Annotated in this window: 16 protein-coding genes; 8 read left to right on the top strand and 8 right to left on the bottom strand. The window is 57.8% G+C overall.

What is annotated here, in order from left to right; translation table 11 throughout:
* Positions 1–195: 195 nt before the first annotated feature.
* Entirely contained in the window at positions 196–1,299 is a 1,104-nt protein-coding gene (locus ACR809_RS00725; protein WP_015369164.1) for a glycosyltransferase family 4 protein, read from the top strand.
* Here ACR809_RS00725 and ACR809_RS00730 read toward each other — a convergent pair.
* The 5 genes from ACR809_RS00730 to rfaD are packed head-to-tail and all read right to left on the bottom strand — an operon-like array spanning position 1,278 to position 6,470.
* Positions 1,278–2,387 (bottom strand): glycosyltransferase family 4 protein, encoded by a 1,110-nt coding sequence (locus ACR809_RS00730; RefSeq protein WP_077251474.1) that lies wholly within the window; start codon positions 2,385–2,387, stop codon positions 1,278–1,280. The two genes, ACR809_RS00725 and ACR809_RS00730, sit on opposite strands and share 22 nt — an antisense overlap.
* Complete coding sequence (gene rfaQ, locus ACR809_RS00735; protein ID WP_015369166.1) at positions 2,387–3,487, bottom strand: putative lipopolysaccharide heptosyltransferase III; 1,101 nt, start codon at positions 3,485–3,487, stop codon at positions 2,387–2,389. Before rfaQ ends, ACR809_RS00730 begins: the two co-directional genes overlap by 1 nt.
* A complete protein-coding gene (gene rfaC / locus ACR809_RS00740) occupies positions 3,480–4,466 on the bottom strand; it encodes a lipopolysaccharide heptosyltransferase RfaC (protein ID WP_016946701.1) in 987 nt (328 codons plus the stop codon). The genes rfaQ and rfaC overlap by 8 nt, the downstream gene beginning before the upstream one ends.
* 3 nt (positions 4,467–4,469) lie before the next feature.
* The gene (gene rfaF / locus ACR809_RS00745) at positions 4,470–5,528 is read right to left on the bottom strand and encodes an ADP-heptose--LPS heptosyltransferase RfaF (protein ID WP_002922465.1); all 1,059 of its coding nucleotides are present in this window, start codon (positions 5,526–5,528) and stop codon (positions 4,470–4,472) included.
* Between the two features lie 9 nt (positions 5,529–5,537).
* The gene (gene rfaD / locus ACR809_RS00750) at positions 5,538–6,470 is read right to left on the bottom strand and encodes an ADP-glyceromanno-heptose 6-epimerase (protein WP_002922463.1); all 933 of its coding nucleotides are present in this window, start codon (positions 6,468–6,470) and stop codon (positions 5,538–5,540) included.
* A 213-nt stretch (positions 6,471–6,683) separates the two neighbouring features.
* Here rfaD and kbl point away from each other — a divergent pair, with 213 nt between their 5' ends.
* The 3 genes from kbl (at position 6,684) to ACR809_RS00765 (ending at position 9,872) form a co-directional block, all read left to right on the top strand.
* Positions 6,684–7,877 (top strand): glycine C-acetyltransferase, encoded by a 1,194-nt coding sequence (gene kbl, locus ACR809_RS00755; protein WP_122051030.1) that lies wholly within the window; start codon positions 6,684–6,686, stop codon positions 7,875–7,877.
* Between the two features lie 12 nt (positions 7,878–7,889).
* Complete coding sequence (gene tdh / locus ACR809_RS00760) at positions 7,890–8,915, top strand: L-threonine 3-dehydrogenase (RefSeq protein ID WP_002922461.1); 1,026 nt, start codon at positions 7,890–7,892, stop codon at positions 8,913–8,915.
* A gap of 168 nt (positions 8,916–9,083) precedes the next feature.
* Positions 9,084–9,872, top strand: a complete 789-nt coding sequence (locus tag ACR809_RS00765) for a glycosyltransferase family 2 protein (protein WP_016946699.1) — start codon at positions 9,084–9,086, stop codon at positions 9,870–9,872.
* 5 nt (positions 9,873–9,877) lie between these two features.
* Here ACR809_RS00765 and ACR809_RS00770 read toward each other — a convergent pair whose 3' ends face one another.
* From ACR809_RS00770 to gpmM, 3 genes are read right to left on the bottom strand one after another with little or no spacing between them, the layout of a single operon-like run.
* Positions 9,878–10,825, bottom strand: a complete 948-nt coding sequence (locus ACR809_RS00770) for a divergent polysaccharide deacetylase family protein (RefSeq protein ID WP_002922459.1) — start codon at positions 10,823–10,825, stop codon at positions 9,878–9,880.
* Positions 10,826–10,828: 3 nt separating this feature from the next.
* The gene (envC, locus tag ACR809_RS00775; RefSeq protein ID WP_002922458.1) at positions 10,829–12,100 is read right to left on the bottom strand and encodes a murein hydrolase activator EnvC; all 1,272 of its coding nucleotides are present in this window, start codon (positions 12,098–12,100) and stop codon (positions 10,829–10,831) included.
* Positions 12,101–12,109: 9 nt separating this feature from the next.
* Entirely contained in the window at positions 12,110–13,654 is a 1,545-nt protein-coding gene (gene gpmM, locus ACR809_RS00780) for a 2,3-bisphosphoglycerate-independent phosphoglycerate mutase (protein WP_102097938.1), read from the bottom strand.
* A 245-nt stretch (positions 13,655–13,899) separates the two neighbouring features.
* On the opposite strand from gpmM, the gene ACR809_RS00785 reads away from it, so the two are divergent.
* The 4 genes from ACR809_RS00785 (at position 13,900) to gpsA (ending at position 16,236) form a co-directional block, all read left to right on the top strand.
* Positions 13,900–14,331, top strand: a complete 432-nt coding sequence (locus ACR809_RS00785) for a rhodanese-like domain-containing protein (RefSeq protein WP_002922436.1) — start codon at positions 13,900–13,902, stop codon at positions 14,329–14,331.
* Between the two features lie 106 nt (positions 14,332–14,437).
* Complete coding sequence (gene grxC / locus ACR809_RS00790; protein WP_002922429.1) at positions 14,438–14,689, top strand: glutaredoxin 3; 252 nt, start codon at positions 14,438–14,440, stop codon at positions 14,687–14,689.
* Positions 14,690–14,749: 60 nt separating this feature from the next.
* Positions 14,750–15,217 (top strand): protein-export chaperone SecB, encoded by a 468-nt coding sequence (gene secB / locus ACR809_RS00795; RefSeq protein ID WP_002922428.1) that lies wholly within the window; start codon positions 14,750–14,752, stop codon positions 15,215–15,217.
* On the top strand, positions 15,217–16,236 hold the full coding sequence (gene gpsA, locus ACR809_RS00800; RefSeq protein WP_002922427.1) for an NAD(P)H-dependent glycerol-3-phosphate dehydrogenase: 1,020 nt from the start codon (positions 15,217–15,219) through the stop codon (positions 16,234–16,236). The genes secB and gpsA overlap by 1 nt, the downstream gene beginning before the upstream one ends.
* Positions 16,237–16,239 lie beyond the last annotated feature (3 nt).

The raw sequence follows: 16,239 nt of genomic DNA on the forward strand, positions 1-16,239 counted from the left end.
TTAACAATATGACAGAAGCTGAAATGCCAGCCACCGTCAATAATCCGTGGATGGGAAAACTAACATACATCGTACTTATGAAGAAGAGGGATAATTGTAAGCGGTCGCACATTCCTCGTTGCGTTCCTCACAGACCATGCACATCTCCGCTCTCGATGTATATACTATCGCTCCACTGTCAGGAACTGGAAAAGTATGCACATCGTTCACACTGAAGCCGATGGCGGCAAGGGCGGCCAGCCTCTGCGCATCATTAATGAATCGTTAGGTATGGTGGCCCGGGGGCACACCGTGACCATACTGTGCCCGGAATCTGCGCCGTTGCATCAGATGGCGCAGGCGGCAGGATTAACCGTCGTCACGATGCCATTAAAGCGTAAAAATCTGAGTAATCTGATGCGGCTGCGGCGCTGGCTGTTGGAACAGGGTAATAATATTGATGTTATTAACAGCCATAACTCAGCCGATACCTGGCTGGTGGCGTTGGCTAACTTGACTCTGGCAAATCCTATTCCGTTAGTGCGTACGCGCCATGCCTCCGGCGTTCCGCGTAATAACTGGACAACGCGTTGGCTATTTCGCACCGCCTGTGCGCACATCGTTACGACTGGCGAAGCGCTTCGTCATCAAATGACGGCGCTGGGCGTACCGCTTGAACAAACCACTTCAGTACCGAGCGGTGTGGATACGCAGCGTTTCTATCCTGATGACAAATATGATGCTCGAGCGTATTGCGAGCTCTCGCAGAACGATTTTTGGCTAGGTGTCGTATCGCATCTGCGCCCTAACAAAGGCCACAGCGTGTTGCTGAAAGCGTTAGCGCAAATAAACGATCCCACGGTGAAGCTGGCGATTGTCGGTGAGGGGCCGCACCGCGAGGCCCTGGAGGAGCAGATTATTCAGCTCAATCTGCTATCTCGTGTGGTGATGGCAGGACATCGCCCTGACCCGCAGCGCTGGTTCCCGGCTTTTGATGTGGCAATTAGTCCTTCTCATGATATGGAAGGCGTGCCGCAGGGGGTCTTACAGTCTCTGGCTTCGCGGATAGCGACGATTGCTACTGATGCTGGTGGTACTGGTGATGCGGTTATCGACCGCCGGACGGGGTTACTTATTGCGCAGAATGATGTTGATGCGCTACGGGAAGCGATCGTTACTCTCTATCAGGACGCATCACTGCGCCGCCAGTTAGCGGAGCAGGGCTATGAGTATCTCACAACCCATTTTACTCGCGAATGTATGTTAGAGGCGATGGAAAGCGTTTTCCGCTCGGCGGCTCAGCGTAAAAGATCGCGATAAAGCGCCTGCAGTTCTTCCGCCATGCGTTCAAGCGTATAGGGGGCGGCGGTGGCGCGTGCGTTGGCCGCAAAATCAACGTTGCGCTCGCGGCCCTTTAACCATTCGCCGATGGCATCCTGATAGCCAATGACGTCGAGCGCATCGCATACCCAGCCGTTGATGCCTTGTTCAATCCACTCCGCTGCGCCACAGCCGAAACTGGTTAGCAGCGGTAGTCCGCAGGCCATAGCCTCGACGCAGACGTTAGGGAATGGATCGTACAACGTAGGTAAGATCAGAGCGTCGGCCGAACCATATACCTGGCGTACATCGGAAACCGGACCGAGAAATTTGACGCGATCGGCAATCTTCAACCGCTTCGCCAGCGCGCTAAAACGATGCGCATGTTTATCGCGCCCGGCGATCAGCAACCAAACGTCAGCATGAGCGGCGACGGCGCGCAGCGCTGTCGCGACGCCTTTCCGCGAAAATCCTGATCCGACATAGGCCAGCACCGGCGCTGACTCGGGGATCCCCAGTGAGCTACGCAGGGACAACGCTTTAACGTCCGGATGAAAATGCGCGGTATCGACGCCGTTGTAGATAACGGTTAGCCGATCGTCGGCGAGTTGAAAGCGGCGCGCGATATCATCGCGAACCATTTTTGAATTACAGATAACTTTGCGTAACGCGGGGTGTGTGAACATCTCCCGCTCAGCGCTGAGAATATAGCGATGGTAATGGCTAAAGGACTGCGCCAGACGAGAGAGCGGCGAAAGGATACGGTTATATTGCTCAAGCCAGGCCGCGTGTACGCCATCGCCAGCGCGGAAGATCGTCGCACCGGGGATGCGCTCATGGCACTGTACGATATCAAAGTCTGCGAAATGAGCGGCAGCGGCCTGAGCGAAGCCGCGTTCACGTACCGTGCGGTTACGGAAAGGGGGATTTACCGTCAACGTTTTCCAGTTTGCCGACTCCTCCCATGAGCGGGCGATCAGCGTGACGTCCAGCGCGGAATCCTGCGCTAACACGTTAAGCGCGCGCGAGACAAAACGCTCTGCGCCGCCGTTAGGGTTCCAGGTTTGGCGAACGATAGCCAGTTTCATCATGGAGATTCCAGTAACAGAGTGTCAATCGCGCTCAGGACTTGCTGCGGAGTAATGGCAGTGATGCAGTCCGAAACCTGACTGTCGCCGCAGCCGGCTTTGCCGCACGGCTGGCAGGTAAACCCGGCGGTAATCACACGATATGGCACGCCCCACGGCGACCACTTGATAGCGCCGGTTGGGCCGAAAATGGCCACCGTCGGCGTTCCGACCGCGCTGGCTAAATGCATCGGCATTGAATCAACGCCGAAGTAGAGACGGGCGTGTTTCATCAAGGCGCCAAGCTCTTTCAGATTTAACTGTCCGCTCAAATCGAAAACCGGTTGGGTGAGTGCGGCGCGCAACTCGTTCATGTAGGCCGTTTCTTCTTTCGACGGCGCGGCAGAAAGAATAACAGGCAATCCGCGAGCGGCCAGGGTGTCAATGGTCCTTGCCAGTTTGTCGATTTGCCAGGCCTTAAACATCCAGCGCGAGGTCGGGTGCACCAGAATATAGGATTTACTGCTAAGGCCGAAGGCGTCGAGTTTTTCAGCGATCGATTTCTCAGCCGCCTCTCCTGGTACAAAGAGCGTATTTTTGTCCGCCGCGTTTTGCGGGTGGATACCGATACGGCGCAGCGCATCGAGATTCACCTCAACCATATGACGAGAGTTATCCTGAATCGCCGGATACAGCGTGGTAAATGATTTTACCCAACGACGACGCGCCAGGCCGCTGCGCTTATCGGGTTTGAAACCGACCGACACGCGGGGCTTCAGGCGACGCGCCAGGCGCGCGCCGTGCCAGTGTTCGGTCAGGTTAATCAACACGTCATACTGGCGCGCTTTTAGCGTATTGAGTAGTTCGCGATATAAGCGAAACTGCGCGAGCCAGCCTTTTTTTCGCCACTGGCGGCCAATCGTATGCACCTGATTAATATACGGATGACTGGTCAACATCGCCTGAGTATCGTCATACACCAGGGCATCCACTTCGGCGTCTGGCCAGTTTTTTTTCATTACCGTAAAGACTGGCGATGTTAAAAGTACATCGCCATGGTGGCGAAGCTTGATGATCAGCACGCGTTTAGGCGGACGTTGCTCTGAAAAAAAATCAGACATAGGCTTTCTCTGCTACCAGCAATGGCTCTATTTGTGCAAAAACCGCAGCAGCGTCTAAATCGGCAAGCTGCGATGAGTTAACCGGGCGGATAATATGCTGATTTTTACCATATCCGCCAATCAGTCCCGGATCGGTTGGGCCGTAGAGCGTGAAATTAGGTTTGTCGAGCGCCGCGGTCAGATGGCTAAGGCCGGTGTCGACGGAAACCACGCCGCGTGCGCCAGCCAGAATCTGGGCTACCTGCTCAAGACTCATGCGCGGCAATACGTCGACGTTCTTGCGCCCTTCCGCCAGCCGTTTTGCCCGCGCCTCTTCGTGCGGGGCCCCCCACGGCAGCTTAATGTGGACGCCGCTGTCGGCCAGCAGATCGAGAAGCTCCTGCCAGCGGGTTTCCGGCCAGTGCTTATCGTCGCGGGTGGTGGCGTGCAGAAACACCAGATAGGGCGCGGCAGCGCTAGCCTCGTGCTGCAGGAAATGGCGCGCAATGGCGTAATCCCCCTGGGTCTGGGGTTTCGCGTAGCCAAGGCTTTTGGCGAACAGCTCACGGGTACGCTCCACCGCGTGCTGCTGTTTCGCGATATGGTGGCGGCGGTTGTAAAACAGGCTCGCCAGCGGCTCGCGGGCCGTTTGCCAGTCCATACCGTGCTTGACGCCGTGCGCCAGGCGAGTAACCAGCGCGGCGCTTTTTACCAGCCCTTGGGCATCGATGATGGCGTCATACTTTACCGCCTGAACGGCCTCGCGAAAGGCTTGACGCTCGGCTTTGATCGGCGCGGAAAACCAGGCTTTGCGCCAGCGGCGGATCGCCACCGGGATCACCCGCTCGACGCTTTCATGCCAGGAGGGGATCTGCGCGAAACCCTCTTCAACCACCCAGTCGAAGCGGATGCCGGGGATAGCCTGCGCGGCGTCGGTTAGCGCGGGCAGCGTGTGCAGCACGTCGCCCATGGAGGAGGTTTTAACGATCAATACCCGCATCCGTTACGCTTCCTCGTGCTCGGTTTTTTCCGCTAATAGTTCGTTCAGCTCTTGCAGGACGCGTTCTGGGGTGATGTCGATCAGGCTCTGATGATAGCCTTCGGCGGCATCGCCTTTGCGCACCTTGTGGTAGCCGGTAATCAGACGGATAACCCGCGCTTTATGCGACAGCGGCGGGGTAAAGTCCGGACTGCTCGGGCCATACAGCGCCACCAGCGGGCGGTCCAGCGCTGCGGCGACGTGCATCAGCCCCGAATCGTTAGTCACTACAGCTTTACAGGCGGCGATCAGAATGACCGCCTGCTCCAGCTGGGTTTCACCCGCCAGATTACGGCACCAGGCCTGCTGCTCGCTGCTGAGGGCGGCGATGATCTCTTTGCCGGCCTCGTTATCTTTCGCCGAGCCGAAAAGCGCAATCTGATAGCCATCGTCGATAAGCTTTTTCGCCAGCGCAGCATAATGATAGTGCGGCCAGCGTTTGGCCGGGCCGAACTCCGCGCCGGGGCAGAAGCCGACGATCGGCCGATCGTTGGACAGGTTAAAGGCGCTGCAGGCCTGCGACTTTTCCCCTTCGTTGACCTGCAGCTGCGGCCATAGCAGCGGCTGCGGCAGATCTTTGGCGCAGCGCATCACGCCGTTGTCGTAGGCCAGCGCCACGTAGCGTTCCACCATCAGCGGCCAGGCGTCTTTGTCCAGCACCCGGGCGTCGTTGAGCAGGCCGTAGCGCATCTCGCCGCGCCAGCCGGTGCGCAGCGGGATATTGGCAAAGAAAGGGACTAATGCCGATTTAAACGAGTTCGGCAGCACGTAAGCGCGATCGTAGCGACGTTCGCGCAGGCTGTGGCCGAGCTTACGGCGTTCGCCGATAGCCAGCGCGCCGTGACCCAGCGGCATCGGGATCGCTTCGTTCACTTCCGGCATGCGCGAAAGCAACGGACGGCACCAGGCTGGCGCCATCACGTCGATAATCGCCTGGGGATAGCGCGCCCTGAGCGTACGATAAAGACTTTGCGACATCATCATGTCGCCCACCCAAGACGGGCCTACCACCAATATTTTCATGCTTGTTTCTTACGCGTCGCGGTTTAGCCAGGCCATATATTCCGTTACGCCTTCGGCAACGGTTTTGAACGGTTTGTCATAGCCCGCTTTGCGCAGGTTAGTCAGATCCGCCTGAGTGAACGCCTGGTAGCGGCCTTTCAGTTTGTCCGGGAACGGGATGTACTCGATGCTGCCTTTTTTGTGGTATGCCAGGGTCGCATCGGCGACGGCCTGGAAGGATTCCGCACGGCCGGTGCCGAGGTTAAAGATGCCGGAAACGCCGTTTTCCCAGAACCACAGGTTGACGTCAGCCACGTCGCCCACGTAGACGAAGTCGCGCTTGAAGCCGTCGCTGCCTTCGAACAGTTTCGGGCTTTCGCCATTATTCAGCTGGGTATTGAGGTGGAAAGCGACGCTCGCCATGCTGCCTTTGTGGCCTTCGCGCGGCCCGTAGACGTTGAAGTAGCGGAAGCCGACGATCTGCGAATTGGCTTCCGGCAGGATCTGGCGGACGTATTCGTCGAACAGGAATTTGGAGTAGCCGTAAACGTTCAGCGGCTGTTCGTACTCGCGGGACTCGATGAAGTCGCTGGTGCGTCCGCCATAGGTGGCCGCGGAGGAGGCGTACAGGAACGGGATTTCGCGCTCCAGGCAGTAGTGCAGCAGCTCTTTGGAGTACTGATAGTTGTTGTCCATCATGTACTTGCCATCCCACTCGGTAGTGGAAGAGCACGCGCCTTCGTGGAAGATTGCTTCGATTTCACCGAACTCTTCACCCGCCATAATCTGGATCAGAAAGTCTTCTTTATCCATGTAGTCAGCGATGTTCAGGTCAACCAGGTTTACAAACTTGGTGCCGTCTTTCAGATTGTCGACAACCAGAATGTCGGTGATGCCTTTGTCATTCAGCGCTTTAACGATGTTGCTGCCGATAAAGCCTGCGCCGCCGGTAACGATGATCATAACTGTACCTTTGAAGTTGGGAGCCCGGAGACAATCCGGACATGAATGCTCTTATCATATCACCACATGAGCAAGCCTACAGCCATTCGCAGAATAAGGTGCTGGGCTGACGTGATTTATGCTGCAAATAATTCATTCAGGCCTGCATCATCTCGTATCAGCGTATAGCTTTGGGTAATATGTGCCAAATTTTGCCGAATCTGGAGAGTTGCAATGCGTGGTGATTTCTACAAACAGTTAACTGGCAATCTGGAGACCGCTCGGGCCGAAGGGTTGTTCAAAGAAGAGCGCATCATCACCTCGGCGCAGCAGGCGGACATTACCGTCGGCGACAGCCACGTGATTAACTTCTGCGCCAATAACTATCTGGGTCTGGCGAACCACCCGGAACTGATTGCCGCGGCGAAATCCGGCATGGACAGCCACGGTTTCGGGATGGCCTCGGTACGCTTCATCTGCGGCACCCAGGATACGCATAAGCAGCTGGAGAAGAAGCTGGCCGATTTCCTCGGTATGGAAGACGCGATCCTCTACTCTTCCTGCTTCGACGCCAACGGCGGCCTGTTTGAAACGCTGCTCGGCCCGGAAGACGCCATTATCTCCGACGCCCTGAACCATGCCTCGATCATCGACGGCGTGCGTCTGTGTAAAGCGAAGCGCTTCCGCTATGCCAACAACGATATGCAAGAGCTGGAGGCGCGTCTGAAAGAAGCTCGCGAGGCCGGCGCGCGTCACGTGCTGATCGCCACCGACGGCGTGTTCTCGATGGATGGCGTGATCGCCAACCTGCAAGGCGTTTGCGACCTGGCGGATAAATACGATGCGCTGGTGATGGTCGATGACTCCCACGCCGTCGGCTTCGTCGGCGAAAACGGCCGCGGCTCCCACGAATACTGCGATGTGATGGGGCGCGTCGATATCATCACCGGCACGTTGGGTAAAGCGCTGGGCGGCGCCTCCGGCGGCTACACCGCCGCGCGCAAAGAGGTGGTTGAGTGGCTGCGCCAGCGCTCCCGTCCGTATCTGTTCTCCAACTCTCTGGCGCCGGCCATCGTGGCCGCCTCCATCAAAGTGCTGGAGATGGTTGAAGAGGGGGCAGACCTGCGCGATCGCCTGTGGGCTAACGCGCGTCTGTTCCGCGAAAAAATGACCGCGGCAGGCTTCACGCTGGCCGGCGCCGACCACGCCATCATTCCGGTGATGCTGGGCGAGGCGGTGGTGGCGCAGAACTTTGCCCGCGAGCTGCAGAAAGAAGGGATCTATGTCACCGGCTTCTTCTATCCGGTGGTACCGAAAGGCCAGGCGCGTATTCGCACCCAGATGTCGGCGGCGCATACCCCTGAACAAATTGAGCGTGCGGTGGAAGCCTTTACCCGCATCGGCAAACAACTGGGCGTCATCGCCTAATAAGGGTATGAGATGAAAGCGTTATCCAAACTGAAAGCGGAAGAAGGCATCTGGATGACCGACGTACCGGAACCGGAAGTCGGCCATAACGATCTGCTGATTAAAATCCGCAAGACCGCCATTTGCGGGACCGACGTGCACATCTACAACTGGGATGAGTGGTCGCAGAAGACCATTCCGGTGCCGATGGTGGTCGGTCACGAATATGTCGGCGAAGTGGTGGGGATTGGTCAGGAAGTGCGTGGTTTTAAGATTGGCGACCGCGTCTCCGGCGAAGGGCATATCACCTGCGGCCACTGCCGTAACTGCCGCGCGGGCCGCACCCATCTGTGCCGCAACACCATCGGCGTGGGCGTCAACCGCCCGGGCTGCTTTGCTGAGTATCTGGTGATCCCGGCCTTTAACGCCTTTAAAATCCCCGACAATATCTCTGATGACCTGGCGTCTATCTTCGACCCGTTCGGCAACGCGGTGCACACCGCGCTCTCCTTCGATCTGGTCGGGGAAGACGTGCTGGTTTCCGGCGCCGGTCCGATCGGCGTGATGGCGGCGGCGGTAGCGAAACACGTCGGCGCGCGTAACGTGGTGATCACCGACGTCAACGAGTACCGTCTTGAGCTGGCGCGCAAAATGGGCGTTACCCGCGCGGTGAACGTGGCCAAAGAGAACCTTAATGACGTGATGGCCGAGCTGGGGATGACCGAAGGTTTCGATGTGGGTCTGGAGATGTCCGGCGCGCCGCCGGCGTTTCGCAGCATGCTGGATACCATGAACCACGGCGGCCGTATCGCGATGCTGGGTATCCCGCCGTCGGATATGTCCATCGACTGGACCAAGGTCATCTTCAAAGGGCTCTTTATCAAAGGTATCTATGGTCGCGAAATGTTCGAAACCTGGTACAAGATGGCGGCGCTGATCCAGTCTGGTCTGGATCTCTCACCGATCATCACCCACCGCTTCGGCATTGATGACTTCCAGAAAGGTTTTGACGCGATGCGCTCCGGCCAGTCCGGTAAAGTGGTTTTGAGCTGGGACTAATCCCCCATGCTGGCGTAAAAATCAGCAAAAAAGGCGCCTGCGGGCGCCTTAATTTAGATTTGGATAACATTTTTAGCCTGCTTAATATTAAGCGCACAATTTCTACATCGATTTTACGGTTATTCGCTTATAAAGTGTGTTTAGTCGCAGTTTAACTTTGTAACTATCATGCTTAAACTCTCCGTATGCTTACTGACCTGTAACTCTGCGCGCCTGCTGATGGAGGTGCTGCCGCCTCTGCTGAAGGTTGCCGATGAATGTATCGTCGTCGACTCCGGCAGTACCGACGAAACCGTCGCTATTTGCCAGCAGTTTGGTCTCACCGTCCATCACCATGCCTATAAAGCCCACGGCGCGCAGATGAACTATGCCATCGGGCTGGCCAGCCATGACTGGGTGCTGTGCATGGACAGCGACGAAATTCTTGATAATGACGTGGTGGCGGCCATTCAGGCGCTAAAAGCGGGGGAGGAGCCTGACCCGACCTGCGCCTGGCGTCTGCCGCGCTACTGGTTTGTGCTAGGCAAACAGGTACGGACTATCTACCCCATTTCCTCACCGGATTATCCGGTGCGCCTCTTTAACCGCCAGCAGGCGCGGTTTAACGATCGGCCGGTGGATGACCAGGTGGTCGGACACGCGAGCTCCGTCAGGCTGCCGGGCTTCGTTCGCCACGATACCTTTTATTCGCTGCATGAAGTGTTTAATAAGCTGAACAGCTATACCACCCGGCTGGTGAAGTACCAGCAGATCAAACCTTCGCTGACGCGGGGGATCGTCAGCGCCATTGGCGCTTTCTTTAAGTGGTATCTGTTTAGCGGGGCGTGGCGCTATGGCAAGGTCGGCGTGGTGACCGGCCTGTACGCGACGTTTTACAGCTTTCTGAAATATTTTAAGGCGTGGTACGCCCACGAAGATAACCAGGCGCCCGTCGCGCAAAAGCGAACGGACCCCTGAGTGGTCTAGTTGCCGGGGTTGTCCCAGCCCTGCCATTTGAGGCGATAGTACTGGATCAGCGCGCTCTGGCTGATGCTATCGCTGAGGATAGTGAAGAAGCGGCTGGCGTTCACAGGCTCCAGCGGGCGCTTCGGTTTGCAAGACTTCACGCCATGGAACGGATTACGCGGCTTCTGCTGCGTTTGTTGCGCAGGCGGCTGGGCGTAGTTTGGCGTCGAGTTGTCGACCTGCGGCTCGTTCAGCAGGCTGCTCGGGCGCACCAGCGTGATATCCGGCGGCAGGTTATAGACCATCTGCTGCAGCACCCGCACCGTCGTCGGATGCGGATGTCCAATGGCTATCGCCGAACCGTTGCGCCGCGCCAGGGCGATGGCGCGATTGAACTGGTTGCGGATATCGGCTTCATTCTGCGTATCGTCGAGAAACACCTTGCGCTTAATCACCTTCACGCCGGTACCCTGCGCGGCGCGCATGGCCTGGGTGTTGCCGATGGTGACGCTGTCGAGAAAATAGAGATTGTAGCGCTCCAGGGCCTGCATCACCTTCTGCATGCCAAACAGGTTGGAGGTCATCGCGCTGCCCATATGGTTATTCAGCCCGACGGCGTAAGGGACTTTGCCGTAAGCCTCGCGAATAATGCGCTCGATCTCCTCGCTGCTCATTTCGGGACGCAGGGTGTCTTTTTCCAGCGGCTGTTTGCTGAGCGGCGCCATTGGCAGATGGATGAGCACTTCATGGCCCTGATTATGCGCTTTAGTGGCCATTTCCCGGGCGTGCGGCGCGTTCGGCAGCACGGCGACGGAGATAGTTGCCGGCAGCGCCAGCACCTGATTCTCGGTCTGCGGGCGGTAGCCAAAATCGTCAATAACGATGGAGAGTTTGCCAGCGAACGCTGGCGCCGCCAGAGCCAGCGAACCGGCTACGGCAAGAGCAATTGCGCGAAATTGAAGCAAAACTTATCTTCCCAACCACGGCTGTGGATTGACCGCCTGACCCTGGCGGCGAATTTCGAAATAGAGCGACGGACGGCCCTGACCGCCGCTGCTGCCTACGAGCGCGATAGGCTGGCCAGCACGCACCTGGGTGCCAACGCTGACCAGCGCGCTTTGGTTATAGCCATACAGGCTCATGTCGCCTTTGCCATGTTCGACCACCACCACCAGACCATAGCCCTGCAGCCAGTCGGCCAGAATGACCCGACCATCGGCAATGGCTCTGACTTCGGTGCCTTCAGACGCGGCGATAACCATCCCTTTCCAACGTAGTTCACCTTGCAGCTGTTCGCCATATCGATGAAGGAGCGGACCGCGAACCGGCCAGAACGCCTGACCGCGCGGCGAGCCCAGCCCGCCGGTGCGTGACATCAGCGAACGCTCACTTTCCGTTGGTTTATAGGTGGTGCCTTTGCGCGATGCTTCCTGCTGGCGGTCGCGCACCGCCTGCGCGTCGCGTGCTTCCCGATCGGCGCGGGCTTTGGCGGCAGCTTCCGCCTGGGCGATACGACCGCGTAGGCGCGATTCGTTAGCCCGTAATTCACTTAATTGTTGCTGACCCTGCTGAATGGAAGACTCCAGGCCGGAAAGGGTCTTTTTCCGTTCGTTACGCGCCTGCTCCAGCTTCGCCTGCTGGGCCTTTTGCTCGTAGACCAGCGTTTGCTGCTGGCTCTGTTTTTCTTCGAGCATCGACTTTTGCACCGCCATCTCTTCGCGCGTTTTCTTCAACTCCGCGATAGTCTCCTGGCGGGCCTGGTTGAAATAGCTGAAATAGACCTGCATCCGCTGATTGCGCTGGCCCTCTTCACCGCTGAGCACCATCTGGATGCCGGTATGCGGCCCCTGGCGGAAAGCGGCATCGAGCTGCGCGGCGAGGTTCCGCTCCTGAGACGCGCGCTGGCGCTCCAGCTTCGCGAGAGCGGCGTTCATCTCGTCAATCTGCTTATTGAGCTGGTTCAGGCTATCCTGGGTTTCGCGCAGTTTGCGGGCCGCGGCGGCGATCGCCTCTTCCTGCGCTTTGAGCTGGGCGAGCAGGCTTGCGCGCTGCTGCTGCTGTTGCTTAATCGCCCGCTGCCTGGCGGCGATGTCGGCCTGGATGGACTTTAGCTGATCGCGATCGTCGGCATGCGCAGATGACGCGCACAGCAATACGCCAGCGCTGAGCGCGCTGGCGTAAAGGACGGATCGAACTGCCGCTGCGATCCATGTAGTTGAATACATCGCCTTTCCCCTCATGGGGAAGGATTATTCCACGATGAACAGCGGCTTGCCAGTCATCTCTTGCGGGATTTCCATTCCCATCAGCGACAGCATGGTCGGGGCGATGTCGGAAAGTTTGCCGCCGTTGACCGCTTTGACCGCTTTATTACCGACGTAGATCAGCGGAACCGGCAGATTGGTATGGGCGGTGTGCGCCTGGCCGGTGGCCGGGTCGCGCATCTGCTCGGCGTTGCCGTGGTCGGCGGTGATCAGCAGCTGGCCGCCAACGGATTCCACCGCCTGAGCCACCTGCTCGATGCAGCGATCCAGCGCTTCAACCGCTTTTACGGCTGCTTCCATCACCCCGGTATGGCCAACCATATCGCCGTTCGGGTAGTTACAGATGATGGTATCGTATTTTCCGCCTTTGATGGCGGCGACCAGTTTCTCGGTCAGCTCGGCGGAGCTCATTTCCGGCTGCAGATCGTAGGTCGCCACTTTCGGCGAGTTAATCAGGATCCGCTCTTCGCCTTTAAACGGCTCTTCTACGCCGCCGTTGAAGAAGAAGGTGACGTGAGCGTATTTTTCAGTTTCGGAGATGCGCAGCTGGGTTTTATCGTGCTTCGCCATCCACTCGCCGAAGGTATTGGCCAGCGAGGCGGGCGGATAGGCGCAGGCGACTTTGATGTCGGCGGCGTATTCGGTGAGCATCACGAAATCGAGATTAACCACTTTCTTACGCGCAAAGCCGTCGAAGTCGGCGTTGACGAAGGCGCGGGTGATTTCACGCGCGCGGTCGGCACGGAAGTTCATGAAGATCAGCGCGTCGCCGTCTTCCATCGCGGCATCGGCCTGGCCGGCGGCGCGGATAACGGTGGCTTTCACGAATTCGTCGTTTTCGTCACGGGCGTAGGCGGCCTGCAGACCCGCGACGGCGGTATCGGCCTGGAATTCGCCTTTGGCCAGGGTCAGCAGATCATAAGCTTGTTCCACGCGATCCCAGCGGTTGTCGCGGTCCATGGCGTAATAGCGGCCGATGAGCGACGCGATGCGACCTTTGCCCAGCGCGGCAAATTTGGCTTCGAATGTCGCCAGCGTTTTTTCCGCACTGCGCGGCGGCGTATCACGGCCGTCGAGGAAGGCGTGCAGGTAGATCTTCTCAGCGCCGCGCTCTGCCGCCAGCTCCACCATCGCCATGATGTGATCTTCGTGGCTGTGGACGCCGCCTGGCGACATCAGGCCCATGATATGTACTGCTTTGCCGGCGGCAACCGCTTTATCGACCGCGGCGGTCAGTACCGGGTTGGCGAAGAAGGTGCGTTCTTTAATTTCCACATCGAGACGGGTCAGGTCCTGATAGACGATACGACCGGCGCCCAGGTTGACGTGGCCTACTTCGGAGTTCCCCATCTGACGGTCCGGCAGGCCGACTTCGAGGCCGGATGCATCGATCAGGGTATGTGGACGTTTGGCCCACAGCGCGTCCATTACCGGCGTTTTAGCGCTATAAATGGCGTTATCCTGTTGGTCTTCGCGATAGCCGTAGCCATCCAGAATCACCAGTACCATAGGTTTTTTAGAAACCGACATTGCGACAACCTCATGCTCAAAGACAGAAATTTTGCGTAATTTTACTACAGCTGAATCGTTTAAATCCCCGTGAAAGATCAAAGAAAGGGAGCGGCCGGGCCGCGCCGGGTCAGCGAGAGCGGCTTTTTTTCGCCACCGCCCGCAGAAAATACATTACATCGCGCTCACTGGCTGTAATTGCCGCAAGGCACAGGTATACTCCTTTCCTGGTTTTTTTCTCACTTAGTCGGGAGTTGTAACCCCCCATGCAAGAAATTATGCAATTCATCGGCCGTCACCCGGTCCTGAGCATCGCGTGGATCGCGCTGCTGGGTGCGGTAGTGTTCACCACCTTCAAGGGGCTGATGTCGAAAGTTAAAGTCATCACCCGTGGTGAAGCGACGCGTCTTATCAATAAAGAAGATGCGGTGGTGGTCGACCTGCGTCAGCGTGACGATTTCCGTAAAGGCCATATTGCCGGCGCTATTAACCTGCTGCCCAGCGATATCAAAGCCAATAACGTCGGCGAGTTGGAAAAACACAAATCGCAACCCATTATTGTGGTAGACGGTTCCGGCATGCAGGCGCAAGAGCCCGCCAGCGCGCTGAACAAAGCCGGGTTTGAAAAAGTCTTTGTACTGAAAGAGGGCATTGCTGGCTGGAGCGGCGAAAACCTCCCTCTGGTACGCGGCAAATAACTTACCTCGCGTGGTGATGCCGCCGCGTTTTCTCTCCTTCACGCCTGACGTGAAGGGAACACAGGCTGCGGCGTAAAACCCTCAGGGTAACAACAGGAGTGAAGTCATGGCCAATATTGAGATCTACACCAAAGCGACCTGCCCGTTCTGCATCCGCGCGAAAGCGCTGCTGAACAGCAAAGGCGTAACGTTCCATGAGTTGCCGATCGATGGCGATGCCGCGAAGCGTGAGGAGATGATCCAGCGCAGCGGACGGACGACGGTTCCGCAGATTTTTATTGATGCGCAGCACATTGGCGGCTGTGACGACTTGTATGCGCTTGATTCACGTGGTGGACTTGATCCCCTCTTGCGCTAATTTTTGCGCGCTTTCCCTGGCGGAAGCGCGTATTTAAGGACAACACGAAAGGGTTTTACTATGTCAGAACAAAACAGCACCGAAATGACCTTCCAGATCCAGCGTATCTATACCAAAGATATCTCTTTTGAAGCGCCGAACGCGCCGCAAGTTTTCCAGAAAGACTGGCAGCCGGAAGTTAAACTTGATCTGGATACCGCCTCCACCCAGCTGGCTGAAGGCGTTTATGAAGTGGTGCTGCGTGTGACCGTGACCGCTGCGCTGGGCGAAGAAACCGCGTTCCTCTGTGAAGTACAGCAGGGCGGTATTTTCTCCATCGACGGCATCGAAGGCACCCAGATGGCGCACTGCCTCGGCGCATACTGCCCGAACATTCTGTTCCCGTACGCGCGCGAGTGCATCACCAGCCTGGTTTCCCGCGGTACCTTCCCGCAACTTAACCTTGCGCCAGTGAACTTCGACGCGCTGTTCATGAACTATCTGCAGCAGCAGGCTGGCGAAGGTGCTGAACAACATCAGGATGCCTGATGAACGCACTTAATGCTGCAATGACTGTGATCGGTGCCGGCTCTTACGGCACCGCTCTTGCCATCACCCTGGCAAGAAATGGCCACCACGTTGTGCTGTGGGGCCATGACCCGAAACATATCGCGACGCTGCAACACGATCGCTGCAACGCCGCGTTCCTTCCCGATGTGCCTTTCCCGGATACGCTGCATCTTGAGAGCGACCTGGCCACCGCGCTGGCCGCCAGCCGCGACATCCTTGTCGTGGTGCCGAGCCATGTATTCGGTCAGGTGTTACGCCAGATTAAACCGTTGATGCGTTCCGACGCGCGGCTGGTGTGGGCCACCAAAGGCCTGGAGGCCGAAACCGGCCGTCTGCTGCAGGACGTGGCGCGTGAAGCGCTGGGCGATGATATTCCGCTGGCGGTGATCTCGGGGCCAACCTTCGCCAAAGAGCTGGCCGCCGGCCTGCCGACGGCGATTTCGCTGGCGGCCACGGATCCGCAGTTTGCGGAGGACCTTCAGCGCCTACTGCACTGCGGCAAAAGCTTCCGCGTCTACATCAACCCGGACTTTATCGGCGTGCAGCTCGGCGGCGCGGTGAAAAACGTCATTGCCATCGGGGCAGGTATGTCGGACGGCATCGGCTTCGGCGCCAATGCGCGTACGGCGCTGATTACCCGTGGGCTGGTGGAAATGTCCCGCCTCGGCGCGGCGCTGGGCGCCGATCCGGAAACCTTTATGGGCATGGCCGGCCTCGGTGACCTGGTGCTCACCTGCACCGACAACCAGTCCCGTAACCGTCGCTTCGGCATGATGCTCGGCCAGGGTATGGACGTGCAGAGCGCCCAGGACAAGATTGGCCAGGTGGTTGAAGGCTACCGCAATACCAAGGAAGTTCGCGTTCTGGCACAGCGTTTAGGTGTCGAAATGCCAATAACCGAGGAAATTTATCAGGTATTGTATTGCGGAAAAATTGCGCGCGAGGCAGCATTGACCTTATTGGGTCGCGCCCGCAAGGACGAGCGCAGCAGCAATTAGCTT

This window comes from Klebsiella sp. CD33, from assembly GCF_051992865.1.
Classification (GTDB): Bacteria; Pseudomonadota; Gammaproteobacteria; order Enterobacterales; family Enterobacteriaceae; genus Klebsiella; species Klebsiella pneumoniae.

Excerpts from the sequence above, each read along its gene's own strand:
- ACR809_RS00725 (WP_015369164.1), top strand. The coding sequence starts at position 196 with ATGCACATCGTTCACACTGAAGCCGATGGCGGCAAGGGCGGCCAGCCT.
- ACR809_RS00730 (WP_077251474.1), bottom strand. The coding sequence starts at position 2,387 with ATGAAACTGGCTATCGTTCGCCAAACCTGGAACCCTAACGGCGGCGCA.
- rfaQ (WP_015369166.1), bottom strand. The coding sequence starts at position 3,487 with ATGTCTGATTTTTTTTCAGAGCAACGTCCGCCTAAACGCGTGCTGATC.
- rfaC (WP_016946701.1), bottom strand. The coding sequence starts at position 4,466 with ATGCGGGTATTGATCGTTAAAACCTCCTCCATGGGCGACGTGCTGCAC.
- rfaF (WP_002922465.1), bottom strand. The coding sequence starts at position 5,528 with ATGAAAATATTGGTGGTAGGCCCGTCTTGGGTGGGCGACATGATGATG.
- rfaD (WP_002922463.1), bottom strand. The coding sequence starts at position 6,470 with ATGATCATCGTTACCGGCGGCGCAGGCTTTATCGGCAGCAACATCGTT.
- kbl (WP_122051030.1), top strand. The coding sequence starts at position 6,684 with ATGCGTGGTGATTTCTACAAACAGTTAACTGGCAATCTGGAGACCGCT.
- tdh (WP_002922461.1), top strand. The coding sequence starts at position 7,890 with ATGAAAGCGTTATCCAAACTGAAAGCGGAAGAAGGCATCTGGATGACC.
- ACR809_RS00765 (WP_016946699.1), top strand. The coding sequence starts at position 9,084 with ATGCTTAAACTCTCCGTATGCTTACTGACCTGTAACTCTGCGCGCCTG.
- envC (WP_002922458.1), bottom strand. The coding sequence starts at position 12,100 with ATGAGGGGAAAGGCGATGTATTCAACTACATGGATCGCAGCGGCAGTT.
- gpmM (WP_102097938.1), bottom strand. The coding sequence starts at position 13,654 with ATGTCGGTTTCTAAAAAACCTATGGTACTGGTGATTCTGGATGGCTAC.
- ACR809_RS00785 (WP_002922436.1), top strand. The coding sequence starts at position 13,900 with ATGCAAGAAATTATGCAATTCATCGGCCGTCACCCGGTCCTGAGCATC.
- grxC (WP_002922429.1), top strand. The coding sequence starts at position 14,438 with ATGGCCAATATTGAGATCTACACCAAAGCGACCTGCCCGTTCTGCATC.
- secB (WP_002922428.1), top strand. The coding sequence starts at position 14,750 with ATGTCAGAACAAAACAGCACCGAAATGACCTTCCAGATCCAGCGTATC.
- gpsA (WP_002922427.1), top strand. The coding sequence starts at position 15,217 with ATGAACGCACTTAATGCTGCAATGACTGTGATCGGTGCCGGCTCTTAC.